Origin of the sequence: Halioxenophilus aromaticivorans (assembly GCF_042850945.1) — a bacterium.
Classification (GTDB): Bacteria; Pseudomonadota; Gammaproteobacteria; order Pseudomonadales; family Cellvibrionaceae; genus Halioxenophilus; species Halioxenophilus aromaticivorans.
The window spans coordinates 4,806,648-4,822,605 of the sequence record NZ_AP031496.1 but is presented as its reverse complement, the minus strand read 5'-3'; the positions used below and the strand labels follow the sequence as shown (position 1 = coordinate 4,822,605).

Genomic DNA, 15,958 nt, shown 5'->3' with positions numbered 1-15,958 from the left:
AGTGCATGTATATATTTTCCTTAACGGCAAAAACCAAAACCGATATCGACGGTTTTAGCGCCGGGCAAGAAGCCCCATTTATCGTTTACATCGATTTTAAAGATTTGATCGGCGCCGAGCAGTTAGCGCGGTTGTTTGTGATGAAAGAGGGCTTTTACGATGTGATCATCGAAAAGCGCAAGCAGCTGCCCGAGGGCAAAGTAATGCAATTAAAGCGCAAAGACCCACAAATAAAAGAGGCCCTTAAAACCGGTTACGCCATTCAGTTGTTTGACGAACATTAATCACAATAGCGATTTAAAACGGTTTTTACCTGGCCATAATAACTACTGCCAAACATATACACATGGTTGAGCAGATGGTACAGGTTGTATATCTCAGCCCGTTGACGCCAGCCTGGCGCGAGTGGCTTCACTTCTTCATAGGCGTGGTAAAACTGCGCATCAAACCCACCGAAGAGTAGCGTCATGGCCAGCTCTGCTTCGGGCCAGCCAAAATAACAGGCGGGGTCAATCAATGTTGGCCCCTGGCTACTAAACAGCACATTACCTCGCCACAAATCACCGTGTACAAGGGTCGGCGGTTGCTCGGGCACCAGCTCCGTTAATCGACTACACAGCGTGTCTATCTGTTGTCTGTCCTGCGTGCTAATGGTCTGTTGGCGCAAATTAATATCGGCTTGAAATTGCAGGCGCGAAACTGCGAAAAATGTATAACCGTCCCTATTTTTGGGGTTCGGCTGCGGTGTTGGCCCACAGAAGTTATCATGCTCAAAACCAAAGTAGGGCTGGGATTTGTCATGTAGTCGTGCCAGCCCGCGGCCCAATGCCGCCCAATCCTCCTGACCGTGCCCGCTGGCAAGCCAAGGTAGCAATAACCAATCACTGCCCAATGCCATGGGCTGTACCACCTGCAATTCGTGGTTCGGCAGTTGTTTCGCTGTGTGGCGTAAACAGTGTAAGCCCATCGCTTCTGCCTGGGCCTGTGCGCCGGCATCTTTTCCGCTATAGCGCTTTACAAACCATTGCCGTCCGTCGGCGGTGGCGATCTGCCCGTTGTGACTGTTGGCCGATGTGGCCAGGGGGCCTAAATGGCTGGTGACCCAGGTTTGCCAAGTTAGCGTTGAGGGTGATTGTTTGGGTAGCGGCCTGTCCATGTGTTGCCTCCTATGCAAATTATGGCGTGCTAAACCACATATGCGTAATTTTTAAAAAGTATTGGCTATGCTTTTATCTCAAGGTCTTGACCAATTTCAACCGGGAAGAGCCTCTTTAATGGGGGTGGTGGACAGGTTTCAATGAGAAAAAATGGTGCAGTAACCCAGCGTTCGGTTCCAGTGGGGGCAGGCGATCAGCTGGTCACGTCAACCACGCCCAAGGGTGTGATTACATTTTGTAATAATACGTTTTGTCGCATCGCCGGTTTTGAGCGCGACGAGCTCATCGGCCAGGCGCACAACATTGTGCGCCACCCGGATATGCCTCAGGCCGCGTTTAGCACTATGTGGCGTAACCTAAAAGCCGGCCAACACTGGATGGGGTTGGTAAAAAACCGCTGCAAAAATGGCGATCACTACTGGGTTGATACCTATGTAACACCGCTTAAAGAGAATGGCCAAATCACTGGCTTTGAATCGGTGCGGGTGGCACCAACGGCGGATCAGATCCAGCGCGCCGAGGCGGCCTATGCACGTATCAATGCCGGTAAAAGCCCGGTACCTGCCCTAAGTATGCTATGGGCAAAATTCAAAATTCCGATCATGGTGATGGTAGCCGTATTGGCGGTGGATTTGGTGAGCCTTATGGTGCTGTCTAAATTATCACTGCTCACGGTGGCGGTTTCTTCATTGGTGAGCCTGGCTTTGGGCGCCTTTACCGCTGTTATCTCCAGTGCTGGGGTGCGCAGTTTGCTGCAGAAAAGTCGTCAGGTAATCGATGACCCGCTAGCGGCGTACATTTACACCGGCCGGGCAGACCACTACGGTGAAATTAATTTGGCCGAGTATGCCCTGGCCGCCCGCTTGCGCACGGCGCTGGGGCGCATCAAAGTGTCTGCCGCCGATTTGGTGGAAAAATCTGATCAAACCCAAGGTAAAGTGGATGACGCTTTAAAAGGCATGACCGCGCAACAGCGGGAGTCGGTGCAGCTGGCCGAGTCTATGAGCCAGATGGCGCTGGCGGTGCAAGAGGTGGCGTCCAGTGTAGCGCAAACCAACGATGCTACGGTGGATGTACTTAGCCAAGTGAAGTCTGGAGAGTCCATTACCCGCGAAGCCAATACCGATATCGCCGATTTAAGCAAAACCGTTGATGCCTTGGGCTCGGTGTTGGAAAACCTCTCCGGCGGCAGCGAAAAAATTGCCAGTGTGATTGGTGTGATTCGTGGTATTGCCGACCAAACCAATCTGCTTGCACTCAACGCCGCTATTGAAGCCGCCAGGGCTGGTGAGCAAGGCCGAGGTTTTTCCGTAGTGGCGGACGAGGTACGTTCCTTGGCCCAGCGTACCCAAGAATCCACCCAGGATATCGAAGCTATCATTGAAGAGTTGGGCAAAGCTACGGAGTTGGCGGTGGGCAATATGACCAACTGCAAGGAGAGCAGCCAGCGCAGTGTGGACAGCATAGACAGCGTTTATTCGGCGCTGCAATCCATTACTCAGTCTGTGGTAAGTATCGAGCGTATGTCACAACAAATTGCCTCGGCGGCGGAAGAGCAATCCAGTGTTGCCATGGAAGTGAATAACAATACGCAGAATATCAGTGATATCGCCAAACAAACCGAATCCAAGGCTCAATCAGCCGCAGAAACCACCTGTGATATGCGTGCGTTGGCGGCCCAGCAATTAAGCTTGGTAGAGCGTTTTAAATAGTGCTTCAAACCGTGCCTTTCAATTTTGGTGCTATATCAAATCGAGTTTAATTGACGGTGGCGGGGCTCTCTTTGCGGCGGTATCTTAGTGTTAACAGGCCCTAGGAGATACTATGCAATCGATACCCTACCAACCCGGCATTATTGCGCCGCTACCGAGCTTTGCTAAGTTTATCAGTTACCAACTGGTGAGCGAGATTAATCTCAGCCAATGCTTGCAGCAGCTGGCGCTGTTTGTTGACGGAGAATCCACGGTGCTTGGCATTGGCCTGCCGCTGACGCAAAAGCTCAACAAAACCCTGCCGGGGCTCACCGCCATGCCGGAATATCAACACCAAAACTTAACCTTGCCGTCGGATCAGGCCGACTTGATGCTGTGGTTGCGGGCCGAAGGTGGCAGCGAAGCTGTGGGGGATTTGGCCCACCGAGCCATGCGTTTGCGCGGCCTGCTGGCCAATAATTTTGTTGAGCAAAGCCATTGCGACGCGTTTAATTTTAATGGCCGAGATTTAAGCGGCTACGAAGACGGCACCGAAAACCCCGAGGGTGACAAAGCGTTATCCGCCGCGTTTGTGTGTGAGGGCGAGCCAGGGTTATTGGGTGCAAGCTATGTGGCCGTGCAACCCTGGCAGCACAGCCTTATGGAATTTAAACAACGCAGCGAGGCCGAGCAGGATGACACCATCGGCAGACGCATACGCGATAATGAAGAATTTGACGAAGCCCCAGAGAGCGCCCACGTCAAACGTGCCGCGCAAGAGAGTTTTGACCCAGAAGCCTTTATGTTGCGCCGCTCCATGCCCTGGGTAAGTGGCCCAAGAATGGGCTTGGTGTTTGTGGCCTTTGGTAAAAGCTTCGATGCTTTTAACGCCATCATGCAACGTATGATTGGTGCCGATGATGGCATTGTCGACGGCTTGTTTACCTATTCCAAACCCCAGGGCGGCGGTTTTTATTGGTGCCCACCGGTGGCCAATGGCAAGGTGGATTTGCAAGTGGTTTTGTAGCTGGCGGCTCTTATTTACAGCGTTAGTTAGCTACTGAGTTACCCAGTTCTACATTGTCTTAGTGGCGCACACCCTTTTTCTTTTTCGCCCGCTTTTCTTGTTTGGCTTTTTCTATGGCTTCACGCTCGGCTCTTAGCCGGGCCACTTCCACCAGCTCGCTTTTAATCATCTCTGGTGTTTCTAAGGTGATATTGCCAATACTGCCGCTGCGGTAATCGTGAATTAAAACCTCGGCGGCCTTGTGTAAATTCACTCTGCCGCCGGCACCTTTGGCGCCACGCTTTTTGCCTATCTGTTCCAGCAGATCAATTTCATCTTGGGTATCCAGCTCGCCGGCGGGCGCCACTACTTGATAGCGGTGTTGTAATTGCTGTGGGTAGTGGCTGGCCAAAAAACCGGCCAAAAATAGGGCGATGTCTTGGTAGTCGATGGCGGTATCGCGAATGGCACCGGTGATGGCCAGCCGATAGCCGCCATTGGTGTTTTCAAATTTGGGCCACAGAATACCCGGGGTATCGTTAAGCACAATATCATCGCTTAGGTGCAGTTTTTGTTGCGCTTTGGTGACTGCCGGTTCGTTGCCGGTTTTGGCCGCCGGCCGTCCCAGCAGGTAATTAATCAAGGTGGATTTTCCGACGTTGGGAATGCCCACAATTAAGGCTTGAATTTTTCGGGTTTGGGCGGTGTTGGCGGGTACCAGTTTACGAATCAAATCCGGTAATTGTTTGATGCGGCCTGGCTCATCGGTGGTGATGGCCAGGGATTGCACACCGTGCTCTCGCAGCCAAAATTGCTGCCATTGCTCGGTGAGCGCAGGGTCGGCCAGATCGGATTTACTCAGCAATTTAATGCAGGGCTTTTGCGATTTTAATTCGGCGATCACGGGATTTTCGCTACTGGCCGGGATACGAGCGTCGGTCATCTCGATAATCACATCCATTTGCGGCAGCACATTCAGCATCTCTTTGCGTGCTTTGTGCATGTGGCCGGGGTACCAATTGATCGCCATGGGGGTGTCCTGTTGTCGCATACTTGTGCGGGCTGATATTAGCTGTGCTGCAGGTAGGTGGCGGCTGGTTGAGGCCCACATCTAATTCCTACTAAGCGTTAATCTTGCCAAGCGTAAAACTTGCAAGAATACCACGGCGCGGCGCTTGCCGCTCGCAGACGGGCTGGTAAACTGCCCCGCAGTACACGCGTTCAAATTTAAGCGCTTTTGGGCAAAACACCGAGAGCGCTTTTTGGGAAAATTCTAAGTAGGAAGCTTATGATAATTAAACAGGGCATGGCCGCAGGTCTGGTAGCGCTTACTTTAGCCGGATGTGGCGGTGGTGGCGGTTCTAACAAAAGCAATTCCACCGATGAAATCCTCACCGGCGTGTTTATCGACAGCCCCGCCGGAGGGGTGGAGTACAGCACCGAGTCGCAATCCGGCGTTACCGATGAGTACGGCCGGTTCTCCTACAAGGCCGGTGAGCTGGTGAACTTTACCGTGGGCACCTTTGACCTGGGCACAGCCCCGGCGGCGGACACCGTCTACCTATTCGACCTAAACGGCCTGGGTGACCCCTTCGATGCCACCACCCGCAATAAAGTGCGCGTGTTGCTGGGCCTGGACGACGATCAAGAGGGCGCCAATGGCATCAATATCAGCGCACAATTCCTAGAGGTGGTTAAAGGCTGGCCGGTATTTGATTTTGCGAACGATGACTTCTCGGTGCAAAGAATGATCGACTTTGCCCACGAGCTGGGCGATTTAAACGGCGATTACCGCACCTGGCCAACCGCCTCACAAACATTACGCCATGTAACCGATACCTTGGCCTGCGCCAACGGCGGTATCTATTCCATGCCGCACCCGGATAACGGCAATCAAACCTTGTATTTTATTGTGCATCCGGACGGCTTATTGCAGATGGTGGACCTAGCTGCGATGCAATCGGCGTGGACTAACCTGGAGTTTCCCACTGTGGGCGGTGAGTTTGATTATGATGCCCGGCCGTTGGTGCAAGTTGGTCTTGAGGAAAGCGGTGGGCTTGCTGGGCCTTACTTCCAACCGAGTATAGAATTAATTACAGATTTCTCTATTGACGACGTGATTTTGCCACCGATATCTTCCCCTCTGTATACGGATGAAGAAATTTATTATTTTTCGTCGTTATACGCGAATCAGGAGCTCGGAGGCATCTCGCTCCCGGATGGTTATATCCCTGAAAATGCGCCTGATTACTCCTTTAAAGGAGCTGTTGGTACAGTAGCTAACGACCTGATGATCTCCTGGCAAGGTGAAGCTACTCGCAGTGCAGTACGGTTACTTGAAAAGCCGGCCGACGCCATTCGAGTGATCGCGAGTTATTTGCCAGAAGCACCCTTTCTCGATGAAGCATGGCAGCAGGGTGTGGTGGAGATCGTGGTTCACGCCGACGGTAGTGCGGAAGGGGTGTTTATCGATACTGAATTAATGCTGGTGAGTGAGCTGACTATAGACGTTGATCAGTCTGACCAAGAAGCGTTTATTAGAGCGTACGGTGACGCTGGTTTTGAAGCCAATCTATTATTGGATTTAGACAGCTTTACCGCAAACTGGACAGCTAGTGTCGTCGATCAGCCAACGGACAGCCTTTTCATTGGGGGCGTAACGTTGGTGGAACCCTCTAGTGCTACCAGTGGAACACCATTGGGCGTGCACCACCACGGGTTGGCGGCGGCATGTCGGTAGCGAATCTTTATGCCACCATTGGTTAGCAAACTTCCCTGGCTAAGCACCGCCGTAATTCTGCTGTGCTTGGTCAATTACCTATTTATCCCCTTTAACAGTGAAGCGTTCCTATCCCTGGCGCTAGACCAGTCTCGGCCGTGGAATGCAGTGGCTTGGATGAGTGCGCATCTTACCCACAGCGATGGTAACCATTTGTTGTGGAACCTGGCCGCCATGGCGGTGCTGGGGTTTATTATTGAAAGCCAACAGCGCCTGTTACTGGCCCTGGGTTTTGCCGCCAGCGTGGTGGCCATCGATGTTTGGTTTTTTAACCAGGCGCAGTTTCAGGTATACGTGGGGCTCTCTGGTGTGCTTAACGGCCTATTGGTGGTGGCCTTGTATAGCCTGCGTAGCCCGCAGGTAAGTTCTGTGGGGATATGGCGGGGAAATGAAATGCTGTGGCTGGTGCTGGTGCTGGCCGTGGCCAAAAGCGTCTACGAGCTCTATGCCGGTGACGCGTTGTTTTCCAACACTCGTTGGCAGAGCACGCCCAGTTTTCACCTGGTTGGTTTGGCTGCGGGGGCTGTGGTGGTTTCCGTTTGGCATAGGTTCAAAACCTGGCGCCACGCCGCCACGCCCTAACGTGGCGGCGGCGTTGGTGCATCTAGCGATTGATCATGTTAATCAGCTTTTTGGCAATGTCGGTGTTGTCCTGAAAACCGGCGAATTGCTCAGCACCCACGCCGGTGGCCAGTACCGGTACGTCCACGCCGCTGTGGCCGTGGGTGGTCCAGCCGGTGTGGGTGGCTTCATCAATCATCAGCTTAATGGCCGCCGATAACGCTTGGCTGTCCTCGGCTTGGGCAATGGCTGCGCTTTGGGCTTGGCTGGGGCTTAAGCCCAGGGCGCTGGCAATCAGTTCGGCTCGCTGGCCGGGTGCCTGCTCCATGGCCAATAGGGCTAGGCTATCCGGTGAGGCTTCCAAGCTTTTTATCATGTCCGGGCGCCAAAGGTATTCATTGCCCGCGCCCATGCTTAAGCCACCGGTGCTGTGATCCGCGGTAACCACCAATAGGGTGTCTTTTCTGCTTTCGACGTACTCTTTAAGCCATTCTAAGGTGTCTACAAAGTCGGCCATTTCTGCCATGGCGGCGGCGATGTCGTTGGCGTGGCCGGCCCAGTCTACCTGGCTGGCCTCAACCAGCAAAAAGTAACCCTTGCGGTTTTCCAACTGGCTAACGGCGGCTTGGGTCAAGGCTTTGAGGCGAGGCTGGCCCTGCATATCCAGCGCCCAGGGCAAGCCCACTTTGGCGAACAAGCCCAGCACAGGTTGGTCTTGCTGCAGTTGGCCTAACTGCGCCATGTCATCTATGTACTGGTAACCCTCGGTGGTAAATTCCTCCACTAGGTTGCGATCCGGGCGGATAAAGTAATCCCAGCCGCCCCCCAGCATCACATCGGCTTTAAATTTGCCGTCAATGCGCTCATCGAAATACGCATCGGCGATGGCGTTGTAGTTTTTGCGGCTGTCGTTGTGGGCGATAAACGCCGCCGGCGTGGCGTGGACAATCTGCGAGGTCACGGCGATGCCGGTCCTCTTCCCTTTAGCCTTGGCCATTTCCAGCATGGTTTGCACGGGTTTGTGGTTGCGATCCACACCAATAGCGCCGTTATAGCTCTTTATGCCGGAAGACAACGCCGTGGCCGCGGCGGCGGAGTCAGTGATAACGCCTCGGTCGGCATCGGGGTAGGTACTTGCTGTGCCCACCACCAGCTCGTCAATGACGGTGCTTTCCACCTGCTTGGTGGCCGGGTCGTCAGCAAAGTAGCGATAGGCGCTGGTGTACACCGGGCCCATGCCGTCAACCACCAGCAAGATCACATTCTTGGGCTTATCCTTGGCCTGCAGCGGCGCCGCCATCAAGCTGGCTAGGGCGATGGCCAGCAGGGAAATCGGAAACTTCATCAAGATTTATTCCTTACTCATATTAGGGGGTATTTATACGCTTAAGCGCTGATATTGCGCGGTTTTGTGACCTAGGTAGCGCTTGTCGTGCAAACTGCTTTATCAAAGACGAATCAGTTCGATAAGTGCCTCACAAAACCCGCAAGTGCATTTGCGTGCCCCGTTTAAGGTTGGGTATTCTAGGTTTCGTGATTTTGATGCCAAAGTGTTATTAGTCGTCTTGCTAAAGAACCTGAATATCAGAGACAAACTGAATATCCAAGGAATCTAATACAAGGCAACCAAACATTCTGGCCAGCTTCACTCAGGGGTCCAGTGGTACGGAGCCCAAGAAAACTAGATAGACAGATAAAGCACGTAGAAACAAGAAGGAAGTTACAGAGGTCAAACAGGGACCGGTTATGTATTCCAGCATGTCTTCTCGGTAGCTGCGATTATCCGCTGCAAATATGACAGCCAGCACTCACCCAGAGTTGCATCGCTGTTCAGCCATTGCGGAGACATCTCAAGCCCGGTTATTGCTGAGCAACTCCCCAGGTTTTTTCACTCCCAGCCAAACTTCCCCCTGCGTACAGCAAGTAAGCCGGTGACATTCAAATAAGCCCGTGATGATACGCGGCACGAAAATAGCCCCCGAATTAAAACCTGCGGGTGTGCAAACAGCGGAAGGATTCGAATCGCCGTAACTGTTCATTTTTGTGCAAATTTTGCTCTGATACTATGAAAAAACATATTGCTGCTCTAGCCAGCGCGCTCGCTTTTGTAACCGCCGACTTGCACGCGGATTTTCCCAACCAGGCCCAATCTCAGCCCGGTCAGATTATTAGCAAGTCTCACCCAGAGCTGGGTCGGTTAACCACTATCGACATTATGGGTGATTACATCATCGCCATCCCAGAGCAGCCATCAGCGCCTGCGGGCTCTGATTTCCTTGTGCGCGCCATCGATATCTCCGATCCCAATAACCCTCGCACCGTTGCCACCTTCGGCAAAACCAAGCATCCCGTACTGGCCCACGGCACTTACAAGCGTGGCAATGAGCTGTACATTGGCGGCTGGCCCACCGATGCCATCGTATTAGAGGACGACGGCACACTGTCCCACGGCCGCTGGTCGGGTTGGGACGTCACCGATTTTGGCAAAACCGGCGGTTCTCACCCCTGGGCGGTAAAGCATTGGTGGAGCTATAACGAAATTTCTGGCAACGCCACCATCAAGGTAAACAACAAACAAGTGGCCGAGTGGGATCACTTGGGTCAAACCGGTGTGATCGGCTTTCCTACGGTAATGGGTAATATCCTGTTGTACGGGTCTGACCAGTCTTTCTCCGGTGCCGCCGCCTACGACATCAGCGATCCGAGTAACCCGGTATTGCTGGATGTGTTAAAACTCCCCGAAAAACACCCCACGCTGACAGAAACAAAATGGGAAAACGGCCAAACTCGTCAGGTGGGTCTGCCCTATGGCCTAGGCGGCTATTGGTATGAAGTGCACAGCCACTACATGGTGTTTGCCCGTCGGCTGGATAACCCGGGTGTGCAAATCGTCGACTTCTCCGACCCAACCAATTTAAAACTGCATTGCGACGTATTCTTCCGTGATCCAAAACACGGCTTGGGAGACCTAGAAGGCACCCACGATCCGATGTATCTTAACTTCCAAGATGAATATATCTTCGCCGAAAAATTAAAAATTAATATCGAGACCTGCGAAGTAGAGCAGGTGTTTGACGAACTTGCCGGCGGCATTGAAACCAACCAGTACCAGCGTCCTATCGGTAATCTGCTGCTGACCGGTGGTGGCCACAACTACGTATTGGAAAGCCGTGGTCAGCGCCCTGGCGGCCTGGGCATTTGGGCACACCAAACCAACCCAGATAAGCGCCCACCCTACGTTTCGTACCACATCCCCAAAGATGGCCAAACCAACTACCCAGTGGGTGCCCCCATCTCTTTAATGATTCCTGAAACCCTTCATTCAACCACCATCATCCCCGGTGATACCCTAACGGTAACCAAGGTTGGCGGTGGCCAAGTGGACGTAGATTACGTGCTCAGCCACGCCGGTTTGCTCACCGTAGACCCGCTTAAAGACCTGGAACCAAACAGCACCTATGAGGTACGCCTGCAGGGTATTGAAGACGCCGTGCACAACAAAATGCAGGTCTACAGCTTCCGGTTCTCCACGGGTAATAGCGTCACCGGTGGCGACAAAAACGCCAACAGCGGTGGCAACGGTAACAACGGTGGTACAGGCAACAACGGCAATAACAACGGCAACAACGCCAATAATGGCGGCGGTAACGGAAACAACAACGGTAACGGAAACAACAACGGTAACGGCAACACCAATGCGGCACCGGTCATCGCCAGTGTTAGCGTAACGCCGGGCAACACCGCCGTACTTGGGGATTCGGTAACGGTAGTGGTGGATGCGAGCGACAGCAATGACGATAGCCTGGAGTATCGCTACCGCCAGGCCGACGGTGAAAGTTATAGTGAGTGGACCACGGCGAGTTCACAGAGCTTTACTTACCCATCCACTGGCAGCTACAACGTTACCGTGCAAGCCCGCGATGGCAACGGTGGTGTAGTTACTTCTGTGGCCCACGTCGCGGTGGTTGATAGCCTAATTATTGGTGAGCCAAGTATTGTCACCGGGCCCATGGCACTTTCTCTAACCGGTGATTTCTACTGGGTTGTTAACCCCGATAACGACACCATCACCCAGGTTTCCACCGCCAGCCATCAGGCCGTCGGTGAGTACAGTGTTGGCCGCAACCCGACCTCGGTTGCAGTAGATAAACAAAACCGCGCTTGGGTGACGTTAAAGGGCGAAGATGCCATTGCTATTTTGAACCAAGATGGCAGCCGCTTTGACACCATGCAGTTGGATTACGGGTCAGCGCCGGCCAGTATTCTGTTTAACAGCGATGGCAATATGGCCTACGTAGCCCTAGAAAACAGCGGCGAAGTGGTGAAAATTGGCCGTTGGCGCAAGCAGATCGTAAGCCGCACCCAGGGGTTGAGTTCACCCAAAGCTATGGCGCTGAGCAACGATCAAGGTAAGTTGCTGGTGGCACGCTATATCTCTGGCCAGCATTGGGGTGAGGTATACGACATCAACGCCGGTAATATGCGGCTTAATCGCACCATCCGCTTACAGCAGCATATGGTGTCTGACGACATCGACAACGGCCGCGGTGTACCTAACTATCTATCCTCTGTGTTAATCGACGGCCAAGATCGCTTTGCCTATGTGGTGGGCAAAAAAGATAACACCGCCCGAGGCTTGGTGAACGGCAATGCCGACTTAGACGACGACAACACCGTGCGCACGTTTATTGCCAAAATCGATTTGGCTGGCCGGCGGGAAGTACGCGAAGACCGCTTCGACTTCGATAACGCCGATTCGCCATCTTCATTAGCTATATCGGATAACGGTCTGTTTTTGTTTGTGGGTTTGCAGGGCAACAACCAGGTGGCGGTGCTAAGCCGCAGCACTGTGGATGGCTCTATCATCGGTAACGTGAGCAAGCTGGCCACCGGCTTAGCGCCAAAAGGCTTGTTGTTCGATGCCGCCACCGAGCAATTATTTATTAAGAATTTCACCGATCGCTCGGTTTCCACGGTGGATTTATCCAGTTTCTTAACCGGTAGCCTGGCTAACCCGAAAATCACCACCACAGCCACAGTGGCCAACGAAAAACTCAACGCCACCGTGCTGCGCGGTAAAAAGCTGTTCTATAACGCATCCTTCGGTTTGGATGAGCAGGGTGAGGTCACCGGCCGCACCAGTGCCGAGGGCTACCTCAGTTGTGCTTCCTGTCATATCGAAGGCAACCAGGATAACCGCGTTTACGATTTTACCGGCCGCGGCGAAGGTTTGCGCAACAATATCTCCTTGGTTGGCCGCATGGGCACCCGTTTTGGTAATGCGCACTGGTCTGGCAACTTTGATGAAATCCAGGATTTCGAAAACGACATGCGTCACAACTTCTTGGGCCGTGGCTTAATGAGTGACGACGATTTCGAAGCCACCGAAGCTCCCTTAGGCGCCCCGAAAGCCGGCTACAACCAAGATTTAGATGCCCTGGCGGCCTACGTTGAAAGCTTGGGTAAGGCCTCTTTACCGCGCAGTCCACACCGTGATGGCATTGGTGATTTCACCAGCCAGGCCTACGCTGGGCAGAAAGTTTTCCAAACTCTGGGCTGTGATTCCTGCCACCAGGGCGAGGCGTTTACCGATGGCGCACTACACAATGTTGGTACCCTGCGCGAATACTCTGGTAACCGTTTAAACCGCAATCTGCCGGGCATTATTACGCCAACCCTTTTAGGGCTATTCGACACTGCCCCTTATTTACATGATGGCAGCGCCGCCACCCTAGAAGACGTGTTTAAAGTAGTGGGTGGTGACGTGCTACAAGCCGAGGCCGCCAGCCTAACCGGCGGTGCCGAGGTGGTAACCCCAGAAGAGTTCAGTCACTTCCGCAAAGGTGCTGGGGTTAAGTTGGCGGTTGGCGCAACCGCAGAAGTTACCGCTTACTCCAACACCCATAGCGGTACCGTTAGAGTTCGATACTCCACCGAAGCCAGCAACGCAACCTTGCAATTGGCAGTGAATAACACCATCTACCGCGCTGCTGCCAGTAGTTTGGCCATGACAGATGGCGAGCCCACCGCCTTTGAGGAAGCGATTTTCAATGTTGATTTGGCCAGTGGCTCTAATCGTCTGGTAGTGAGTTTTGCCAGTGGTAATAGAGCTGATGAGGTTTACCTGGACGATATCACTGTCAGTAAATCAGTCACCTCTGCTTTGGCAAAGCACCACACGGTTGTGCAAACCGCCACTGATACGGAGCAGGCAAACTTGATGGCCTACCTTAAGCAGCTTGACCAGGCATCAGCACCAGAGGATGACGAGCTCATTGAATTGTCAGGCTTGTTTAGTGATGACGGCATCACGGATACATCAGCGGCTGATTCTCGAGCCACTACTATTGATAGTTCGCTCACACAGAGCGAAAGCTCAGACACCGCTGCGGGTGCGACTTCTGAAGAAGGCGTTGATTCCATCGCGAGCTCTAATGGCAACGCTGCAGGCGGAGGCTCTGGTGGTGCGGGTGGCGTCGGGCCAATAAACACGCTGGTACTGGTCGCCCTATGGGTAATGTATCGTCGACGTTGCAGAGTGTTTTGACAGCAAGCTTTGCTAGGGGCCGCGCAGAACAGTGATGAGCCTTTCGATATTTTGAGGTGTGAACAAACCCTGGCGATGAACCGGGGTTTGTTGTTTTTTAAGGGTTGGGATTGTCTGTATTGCCCCCCCCCCCCCTCTTGAGTGCACCGACAAAACAGAAGGGTGTGGCACCCTGCGCAGATGGACTAGGCGAGCTTAATTGAATTACGATGCAAGCAGCCGTTGTAAAGTTCTGGTGGGCGTAGTTGCCCATTAGGCAAAAGCTTGGTCTGATTGATCGAATTTACGTCCGCAAATTGATTGCTACCAAGCAGACAAAACCAAAAGTCCCTTTTTAGGCTTTCTATTTGGGCTTTTTGGGCAATAAGCTCGGTTAAACCCACTGAAATCTAAAGCCCGTTCTTCGGTGTGCGCCTTACCCGTATTACTTGGCTCGATCAGATCGTGCTGCCTTTGGGTTTGGTCTACATGAGCTTTGGGTACTCTACCCTTTCAACGGTGTTGATACACGCAGCCGGTCATGGCTTAAAACGATAATGGTTACCATACAGCATTTCCTCAAATGTGGATAAATCAGAAATGCCAGAGTCTAAATGGTTGTCTTTAAACCATACTCTTTCACGCGCAGATTGGCATTGATTGTAGTCGAGAACAATGCCCGTTAACTGAGACTTAACGGTGCTCGATTCTGTCTGCATGACTTGATCAATAAAGTTATCCACCTTTAGCCCTATCTCTCTAAGTCGCTGCGTTACGGCGGAAACGGTGGGTGGTGGTTCGCTTGGAGGGTTTTTCAGTGTGGCAGACAATGCTAATAAAGCCGCTTGGCTCGCTTCGGTGTGCGGTGTTAAATGGGTAAGGTGTATAGCTAAATTTACCATGTTGTCGAGGGAGCCAAGCTCAAAACAATAGGCAGCATCCCATTGGTTGGATAACATTTTTAGGTGGGCGACGATCAGAGTGGATTGCTCCAGGGCAAATACTTGATTCTGATCCAGTGCTGGGGCAACCACCGTTTCCATTGCTTTAATTAAATTATTTAGCCGGATTGAGATACAGGGCAACATGTTAACTTACCTTTAGCAAAAGCTTTTCGATTTGGTCTAAAAAAACAGCGCCGGCCGATCCAAGCCAAGTGATCAAAAGATCTTGATGGCTATTACTGCGCCGACCGGCACCAATGGCACTACTTAAATCCATCACGGCGCATTTCCAAGCATTGAGTACTTCGTAATAATGTAACGTAGTGGAATCAATCGTTCGACCAGAAAGCGCTTGATATTGAGCTAAAAAATCTTCTCGAGTCATTAAGCCGCACACTAGAAAGTTACCCGCTTCATCTACACATCCAAATAGCTTCTGCACGATCCAGGCGATGTCCTCATGAAAGTCGCCAAAATGCGCCAGTTCCCAATCCAGTACCGTGGTTATTTCACCGTTGGCTTCCGAAAACATAAAATTCCCGACGCGGTAGTCGCAATGTACTAGGCACGGTTCTTTACAGATCGGAGCGTTCTCTCTTAACCAATGTTCAGTAAGCGTAATCAATGGCACCGGTTCTTCCATATCCGTCCGCCATATGGTAGACCACTGGTCTACTTGATAAAGCGCGGCTTCTCTACTGTTTGCCTTTGGTATAACGAATTCGGAGATATCGTGATCACTCCAGTCTTGCCAATTGTGTATCTTTGTTAGTATCTCCACAAACTGGGGAGCCAATACGTTGGCGAATTCCCCGTAGGTAGAGCCAATCCCTGAAACACTGGTTGAATTGTGGTTGCTTGGTTTGGTCACGCCTTCCACAAATCCTGCGATGGACCCCGGATTGCCCAAGTAATCGCCTTCGGCGTCTACAGCTAATACTGGCGGGATCGGTACCGTACCTTGCAACGCTTTCATTAACTGGTATTCACGTAATCGACATGTTTCGACGATGCCTTCGGCGGGGTCCATTCTCAGGACATAGGGCCTTGGCGCAGTCCAGTCTTTGCAGCTTAAGTTAAAAGAAAATTGTTCTTTTGACGCGCCTCCTGTCATGCGCGAAACATTTTCGATGGTCGGATTAGCGATACCTTCAGCCTCAAGTAGGGCTTGGAGTGACTTTTCGATCATTTCTGAGGACTTGGGTTGGTAGGGCCCGAGTTTTTTTCGTTGCTCTTTACGATTTAATATATAGTGAATACGTGGCTCAATAAACGAGTTCATGTAGTGAAGGCC

General features: G+C 52.3%; 11 protein-coding genes. 6 read left to right on the top strand and 5 right to left on the bottom strand.

The window, feature by feature from the left end; translation table 11 throughout:
* Positions 1-5: 5 nt before the first annotated feature.
* Entirely contained in the window at positions 6-284 is a 279-nt protein-coding gene (locus ACGHM3_RS20540; RefSeq protein WP_345423509.1) for a hypothetical protein, read from the top strand.
* Here ACGHM3_RS20540 and ACGHM3_RS20535 read toward each other — a convergent pair.
* A complete protein-coding gene (locus tag ACGHM3_RS20535) occupies positions 281-1,156 on the bottom strand; it encodes a fructosamine kinase family protein (protein WP_345423506.1) in 876 nt (291 codons plus the stop codon). The genes ACGHM3_RS20540 and ACGHM3_RS20535 overlap by 4 nt on opposite strands.
* A 141-nt stretch (positions 1,157-1,297) precedes the next feature.
* Between ACGHM3_RS20535 and ACGHM3_RS20530 the strand changes: the two genes are divergently transcribed.
* Both ACGHM3_RS20530 and ACGHM3_RS20525 read left to right on the top strand, forming a co-directional pair.
* On the top strand, positions 1,298-2,869 hold the full coding sequence (locus tag ACGHM3_RS20530; protein WP_345423503.1) for a PAS domain-containing methyl-accepting chemotaxis protein: 1,572 nt from the start codon (positions 1,298-1,300) through the stop codon (positions 2,867-2,869).
* 112 nt (positions 2,870-2,981) lie between these two features.
* Positions 2,982-3,875: a Dyp-type peroxidase gene (locus tag ACGHM3_RS20525; protein ID WP_345423500.1), complete on the top strand. Its 894-nt coding sequence runs from the start codon at positions 2,982-2,984 to the stop codon at positions 3,873-3,875.
* Positions 3,876-3,933: 58 nt separating this feature from the next.
* On the opposite strand, the gene ylqF is transcribed toward ACGHM3_RS20525, so the two are convergent.
* Positions 3,934-4,884 (bottom strand): ribosome biogenesis GTPase YlqF, encoded by a 951-nt coding sequence (gene ylqF / locus ACGHM3_RS20520; RefSeq protein WP_345423497.1) that lies wholly within the window; start codon positions 4,882-4,884, stop codon positions 3,934-3,936.
* Between the two features lie 258 nt (positions 4,885-5,142).
* On the opposite strand from ylqF, the gene ACGHM3_RS20515 reads away from it, so the two are divergent.
* Together ACGHM3_RS20515 and ACGHM3_RS20510 are read left to right on the top strand one after the other, a co-directional pair.
* On the top strand, positions 5,143-6,594 hold the full coding sequence (locus ACGHM3_RS20515) for a hypothetical protein (RefSeq protein ID WP_345423494.1): 1,452 nt from the start codon (positions 5,143-5,145) through the stop codon (positions 6,592-6,594).
* 9 nt (positions 6,595-6,603) lie between these two features.
* Entirely contained in the window at positions 6,604-7,215 is a 612-nt protein-coding gene (locus ACGHM3_RS20510; protein WP_345423491.1) for a rhomboid family intramembrane serine protease, read from the top strand.
* A 22-nt stretch (positions 7,216-7,237) separates the two neighbouring features.
* Here the strand turns inward: ACGHM3_RS20510 and ACGHM3_RS20505 are convergent, their stop codons facing one another.
* A complete protein-coding gene (locus tag ACGHM3_RS20505; RefSeq protein ID WP_345423488.1) occupies positions 7,238-8,539 on the bottom strand; it encodes an alkaline phosphatase in 1,302 nt (433 codons plus the stop codon).
* Between the two features lie 720 nt (positions 8,540-9,259).
* On the opposite strand from ACGHM3_RS20505, the gene ACGHM3_RS20500 reads away from it, so the two are divergent.
* Entirely contained in the window at positions 9,260-13,741 is a 4,482-nt protein-coding gene (locus ACGHM3_RS20500; protein ID WP_345423485.1) for an Ig-like domain-containing protein, read from the top strand.
* 518 nt (positions 13,742-14,259) lie between these two features.
* Here ACGHM3_RS20500 and ACGHM3_RS20495 read toward each other — a convergent pair.
* Positions 14,260-14,808: a hypothetical protein gene (locus ACGHM3_RS20495; RefSeq protein WP_345423482.1), complete on the bottom strand. Its 549-nt coding sequence runs from the start codon at positions 14,806-14,808 to the stop codon at positions 14,260-14,262.
* A 1-nt stretch (position 14,809) separates the two neighbouring features.
* Entirely contained in the window at positions 14,810-15,946 is a 1,137-nt protein-coding gene (locus tag ACGHM3_RS20490) for a phosphotransferase family protein (protein WP_345423479.1), read from the bottom strand.
* Positions 15,947-15,958 lie beyond the last annotated feature (12 nt).